Annotated in this window: 7 protein-coding genes; 4 read left to right on the top strand and 3 right to left on the bottom strand. The window is 72.9% G+C overall.

The features are described 5' to 3' along the window. Positions 1-61: 61 nt before the first annotated feature. Positions 62-1,621, bottom strand: coding sequence for a hypothetical protein (locus tag ACFU3E_RS38145; protein WP_384169344.1), 1,560 nt, complete (start codon positions 1,619-1,621; stop codon positions 62-64). Between the two features lie 246 nt (positions 1,622-1,867). Between ACFU3E_RS38145 and ACFU3E_RS38140 the strand changes: the two genes are divergently transcribed. The 3 genes from ACFU3E_RS38140 (at position 1,868) to tgmB (ending at position 3,503) form a co-directional block, all read left to right on the top strand. Further along, complete coding sequence (locus tag ACFU3E_RS38140; RefSeq protein ID WP_384169341.1) at positions 1,868-2,179, top strand: YkvA family protein; 312 nt, start codon at positions 1,868-1,870, stop codon at positions 2,177-2,179. 132 nt (positions 2,180-2,311) lie between these two features. Further along, complete coding sequence (gene tgmA / locus ACFU3E_RS38135) at positions 2,312-2,503, top strand: putative ATP-grasp-modified RiPP (protein ID WP_033312495.1); 192 nt, start codon at positions 2,312-2,314, stop codon at positions 2,501-2,503. 16 nt (positions 2,504-2,519) lie between these two features. Further along, the gene (tgmB, locus tag ACFU3E_RS38130) at positions 2,520-3,503 is read left to right on the top strand and encodes an ATP-grasp ribosomal peptide maturase (protein ID WP_384169338.1); all 984 of its coding nucleotides are present in this window, start codon (positions 2,520-2,522) and stop codon (positions 3,501-3,503) included. Between the two features lie 42 nt (positions 3,504-3,545). On the opposite strand, the gene ACFU3E_RS38125 is transcribed toward tgmB, so the two are convergent. Continuing rightward, complete coding sequence (locus tag ACFU3E_RS38125; RefSeq protein ID WP_031111422.1) at positions 3,546-3,749, bottom strand: hypothetical protein; 204 nt, start codon at positions 3,747-3,749, stop codon at positions 3,546-3,548. 138 nt (positions 3,750-3,887) lie between these two features. Next, on the bottom strand, positions 3,888-4,343 hold the full coding sequence (locus ACFU3E_RS38120) for a hypothetical protein (RefSeq protein ID WP_384169335.1): 456 nt from the start codon (positions 4,341-4,343) through the stop codon (positions 3,888-3,890). Between the two features lie 185 nt (positions 4,344-4,528). On the opposite strand from ACFU3E_RS38120, the gene ACFU3E_RS38115 reads away from it, so the two are divergent. Continuing rightward, positions 4,529-5,467 (top strand): GlxA family transcriptional regulator (locus ACFU3E_RS38115; RefSeq protein ID WP_384169332.1); only part of this gene is annotated, 939 nt, incomplete at its 3' end.

The following is a 5,467-nucleotide window of genomic DNA, read 5'->3' as shown; positions in this document are numbered from 1 at the left end:
GGAACCGCTCACCGGGCCCGGTGAGCGGTTCCAGGGAGATCGGTCGGGAACGCCCCGGGCCTCACTCCGCCACGCCGGGTGCCTCGGACGCCGGCGCGGCCGTCCACTGCCTGGCGGCGATGGGCGCCAGCACCCGGAAGACCAGCGCGACGAGGGCCAGCAGTGCCGCGCAGCCGGCGACAGCGGCGGCCAGCCACGGCGGGGCGAGCGCCAGGTCGACGGCCCGGGACAGGGACGCCGACGGGAACGAACTGCCGTAGGCCTGGGCCCCGGCCAGCACGGTGGGCACCAGCACAGCCCCGGCCAGTACCAGGGCGACGGGACGCAGCGCCAGCAGCAGCGCCAGCACCGTGCACAGCACCGACAGACCGAGGGCGACCGCGTGCAGACGCAGGGACGCGTCGCCGCGCTGCAGCGGGAAGTGGACCACCGCGCACACGGCGAGGGCCAGGGCGGCGAACCAGCCCGACCAGGACACGTACCGGGCGTACCGGTCCGACACCCGCTCGTCGTCGGCCGGTGAGCCGTCGAGGGTGCGGTGGGTCTCACGGGCCGGGCCCGGGTGTGCCGTGCCGCGCTTGCCCTGACGGCCGGGCGTCCCGGGCTCGCCGGTCTCGCCCTCGGCCTGCGAAGTCCCCTGCGGGCGAGCGCCGTGGTCCAGCCGTTCCAGGCCGAGGCGGTCGATGAGCTCGACCAGCTCCCCGACGGACCGGCCGGTGGCGGCCGCGCGGAGTGCCTCCTCGCGGACGTGGGGCTCCTGCGGCTCCTTGTGAAGCAGGGTCACCAGGCGGGTCACTTCCTCCACCGGCCGGTGGGCGGCCGCGGCCCGGATCGCCTCGTCCGCGCACTCGGCGTCGCGCGGGGGCTTCGTCAGCAGGGCGATCAGCCGGGACACGTCCTCCACGGACCGGCTCACCCCGGCGGTGCGGAGCGCGTCGACCCTCGCCTGCGTGTGGTCGGGCGACTCCTCCAGCGAAACGATGAGGTCGACGACCTCCTCCAGCGGCCGGTCCGCGACGGCCGCGTGCACCAGGTCGCTGACGGCGTCGCCGTACGGTGCGCCGGAGGCCGGACCGGTGCCGGGCCGGAGTTCCACCGGATTGTCGTCGAGCGACCGGATGACGAACGGCCGCGCACCGGGCTGGTCGGCGTCGCCCGGCCCGGGCCCGGCGGGCGGATCGGCGCCGTCCGGTCCGGCTGTGCCCGAGGGGGCGGGCCGGGCGGGCTCCTCCACGGGATCCGTCCGGTCCAGGACGGGAGCGCTGGGCCGCGCCTCCGCGGGATCGAGCCAGTCCTCGACGGGCGGCACGGGCTGCGCGGGGGACGCCCCGGCCTCATCCGCGTCGGGAGCAACGGGCCGCGCGGCGGCCGGGTCCGTCCGGTCCGGCTCGCGGGCCACGGGCTGCGTTCCCGCCCCGGAAGCCGGGTGGGAGCCGAGGGCGACGGACTCGGCGGCCGCCCGGGAGGCCTGGTGGGAACCGGCGGCGGGCTGCGTGCTCGTCTGCTCCACCTGGTGCGTGCCGGTGGCGGCGGTTGTCTCGGCGGACGGCTGGGCGGACCCGTTCGGCTCGTTGGGTATGGCAGGTTCGTTCGAGCGGGGTGATGAAGAGCAGGTGGTCATACTCGCCTCCATGGGAAGAGTGCGGCCGCTCCTGCGCCCCCCGTCGTGTGACGAGCGACGTTACGCTGACCATTACTAGGCGTCTCCGTCACCCCGTGCCACTCGGGTGAGCCACCGGGATGACCACCCGCACGGGAAATCCGCCGACTCGCCGACATGTCGGGCTCCGGCCGCAATACAGCCGCCGGAAACGGGAATCCAGCTAGGGACACCCCGTGTCGCGGCATGCCAGGAGGAGGGCAACCCGTGGATACGACCACAAAGGTGATCACCCTGGCCGCGGTTCTCGCGGCCGTCGTCCTCGTCTTCGCCGTCGTCGTCCTCGTACGGCTGGTCAGGACCCGGCGCGATCTGCGGCGCGCGGGACTGCCCACGGGCCCGCGCTGGGTCTTCTGGGGCGCGGTGCTCTATCTGGTGCTGCCCACCGACCTGGTGCCCGACCCGGTGTACCTGGACGACATCGGCGTCCTGCTGCTCGCTCTGCGCACTGTCCGCGGCTCCCTCGGCGAACGGGAGCGCAGTACGACACACCGGCCGGACCAGCAACCGGCCCGATGACTACGGAAAGTAAGGAAACCAACCACCCGTTCGATTCGTATAAGTCTCTGGAAGCCGAAAAAGGTCGGCGGAGCGGGCGTCCGCGCCCCCGGACCACCGCCTGATCGGCGCAGTACCGACGAGGGAGAGACGATGCAACCGTTCGCGCTCAACTACGCGCGCCCGGCAGTGGAGTTGGAAGCTGCCATTCCGTACGTGTACGACGCCGGACTGCAGTTGAACGTGCTCCGCGACGGCCGGGTGGCGGCCTCCGACTTCGCCCTGTTGAGAGAGTTCGGCACCACGACGTCCACCGCCGGCTCCAAGACGCATTTCGACGACTGACCACGGGCCGCCGAAGATGACCGTACTGATCCTCACCTGTGAGGAGGACGTGACCGCGGACATGGTGGTCGTGCATCTGAACGCGACCGGGGTTCCGGTGGTCCGGGTCGATCCCGCGGACCTGACCGGTGGTGTCGCGCTGTCGGGGGAGTACGTGCACGGCCGGTTCCGCGGTCATCTGTCCGCCGGGGGGCGGTTGGTGAGCATCGGGGGGCTCCGGTCCGTGTGGGTGCGCCGTCCCGGGATGCCGGCCGCGCGCGCGGCCCAGCCGTCCGCGTGGCTGACCGAGGAGGCCGCCCAGGCGCTCTACGGCATGCTGCGGGGCTCGGACGCGCGCTGGATGAACCACCCGGACGCGGCGCGCCGGGCCCGGCACAAGCCGTGGCAGCTGCGTCTGGCCCAGAGATGTGGCCTGCCGGTGCCCGCGACGCTGATCACGACCTTCCCGCGCGCCGCCCGCGAGTTCGCGGAGCGCTACCCGGAGCTGGTCGTCAAGCCGGTGTCGGGCGCCCATCCGCAGGACCCGCCCCGGGCCGTGCCGACCAGCCGGGTCGCGCCGGACACGGACTTCTCCGCGGTCGCGTTCGGGCCGACGCTGTTGCAGCGGCGGATCACCAAGCGGGCGGACATCCGGCTCACCGTCGTGGGCGAACGGATGCTGGCCGCCCGCAAGGCGACCGCCGAGGACGCGGACCCCGACGAGGTCGACGTGCGGTTCGCCGCGCCCGGCTCGCCATGGCTCCCCGTCGATGTGCCGTCCTGCATCGCGCCGGGTGTCCAGAAGTATCTGCGTGAGGCCGAACTGGCTTACGGGGCTTTTGACTTCGTGGAGGACGCCGACGGGACCTGGTGGTTCCTGGAGTGCAACCAGTCGGGGCAGTTCGGGTTCGTCGAGGTGGAGACGGGTCAGCCGATCGCCCGGGCCATCGCCGAATGGCTGGCCCGGCCCGTTCCGGTCCAGCCGTCCCCTGTCAACGGCTCGAACACGACGGTTCGTTGAGTACCGGGCCCGGCACCAGCCGGGCCCGGGCCCGCCGCCGGTTCACTGCGGCCGCGGGCCGGGGAGCATGCCCGCGCGCTGCCATCCCGCTCCCGGGGAGTGCGGGCGGTCGTAGCCGAGGGACTGCGAGGGCCGCATGACCAGCTCCAGTTCCCTGCTCACACGTTCGGCCTCGCGGCGCACCTGTGCGGGTACGTCGCCGCGCTCCGCGATGAGTCGGTCGTAGATGGGGGAATCCTGGAACACCCGTCAACGTGCCTTTCTGCTCGTGGGCCCCGTGCGGGGGCGAGACTGCGAGTGTAGGCGGCGCGGTGTCCCGGAGTGTGAATTCCTTGGGATGACTTGACGCAGACCGGACATCCGTGACAGGCCAGGGGTCCCTCCTCAGGCTCCCGTGGTGGAACCCGGCCGGACGATCATCAGGACGGTGACCGTGGCCCACAGCAGATTGAAGATGCCGGTGAACATGGCCAGCCGGGCGGTGCTCCGCCGGTCGACGGCCCGCTCGTCCTTCAGTTGGCCGAGGAGTTCCTCCTGGCGGGGCAGGACGAAGGCGATCAGGATGCCGGCGGCCGCGGCGGTCAGGGCGATGGAGGTGACGAGCCATCCGCTGCCGAGGACGCCCATCGCGGCGGCGGTGGCGAACCCGAGGAGCGGGACGGTCAGCCCCGCACCGGCGTACACACGGCAGATGCGGTGCAGCAGCGCGACCGCCCCCGTCCCCGTCGGACCAGAGGCCGCCCGTCGCGCTGCGGGCGGGAACATGCTGGCCGCGACGGTCACGGGACCGATGGCGATGACGGCGGCCAGGACGTGGAGGGACAGCAGGATCTTGGTCACCGGGGCTCTCTCCGTGATTGCGGTCGACGGCGCCCACGCTAGGACGCCCCGGCGTGATCACCCATGGGCTGGAACGACAGCTTCCAACGGATTCCCGCCACCTCCTCCGACCTGCTCTTCCCCACCCTCGGTTGCCGTGACGCCCATACCACGGGGCTGGCGGGAAGGCGTCTAGGGGGGCGGTCATGCACTCCGTGGCCATCCTGGTTCTCGATCACGTGGTGCCGTTCGACATGGCGGCGCCCCAGCAGACGTTCGCCTGGACCCACATGCCGGACGGACGGCCCGCCTACCGGGTCCGGCTGTGCGCCGAGACACCCGAGGTGCGCGCGGACGGCGGCTTCACCCTGCGGGTCGAGCGGGGGCTGGAGGCGCTGGCGGAGGCGGACACCATCATCGTGCCGGGCTGCTCCCCCGACGCCGCGCCGCCGTCCGCCCGGGTGCTGGCGGCCCTGCGGGAGGCGGCCGAGGCCGGGACCCGTATCGCGTCGGTGTGCGTCGGCGCCTTCGTGCTGGCGGAGGCCGGGCTGCTGGACGGGCTGCGTGCCACCACGCACTGGGTGGCCGCCGGCGAACTGGCCCGGCGCTTCCCGCGGGTCGAGGTGGAACCGGACGTGCTGTACGTCGACAACGGGCAGATCCTCACCTCGGCCGGTGCGGCCGCCGCGCTGGATCTGTGCCTGCACATGATCCGGCGCGACTGGGGATCCGCCGTCGCCGCGAGCATCGCCCGGATGTCGGTCATGCCGCTGGAACGGGAGGGCGGACAGGCCCAGTTCATCGTGCACGAGCATCCGCCCGTGCCCCGGGGTTCGGAGCTCGAGCCGCTCCTGGAGTGGATCGAGGACAACCTGGCGCACGAGGTGACGCTGGGCACGCTGGCGGCGCGGGCGGGGATGAGCGAGCGGACCTTCAGCCGCCGCTTCCGCGAGCAGACCGGCACCACACCGCTGCAGTGGCTGCTGCGGGCGCGGGTGCGGCGCGCCCAGTACCTGCTGGAGAACTCCGACCACTCCGTCGAACGGATCGCGCGCCAGACGGGGTTCGGCTCCCCGACCGCGTTCCGGGAGCGGTTCCGCAAGGTGGCGGGCACCACCCCGTACTCCTATCGCACGGCGTTCCAC

It is taken from the genome of Streptomyces sp. NPDC057424, from assembly GCF_042803315.1.
Lineage (GTDB): Bacteria > Actinomycetota > Actinomycetes > Streptomycetales > Streptomycetaceae > Streptomyces.
This window is presented reverse-complemented; position numbering and strand designations above follow the sequence as displayed.

What these genes read in the sequence shown, in the direction of transcription:
- tgmB (WP_384169338.1), top strand. Translation starts at nt 2,520, where the DNA reads ATGACCGTACTGATCCTCACCTGTGAGGAGGACGTGACCGCGGACATG.
- tgmA (WP_033312495.1), top strand. Translation starts at nt 2,312, where the DNA reads ATGCAACCGTTCGCGCTCAACTACGCGCGCCCGGCAGTGGAGTTGGAA.
- ACFU3E_RS38145 (WP_384169344.1), bottom strand. Translation starts at nt 1,621, where the DNA reads ATGACCACCTGCTCTTCATCACCCCGCTCGAACGAACCTGCCATACCC.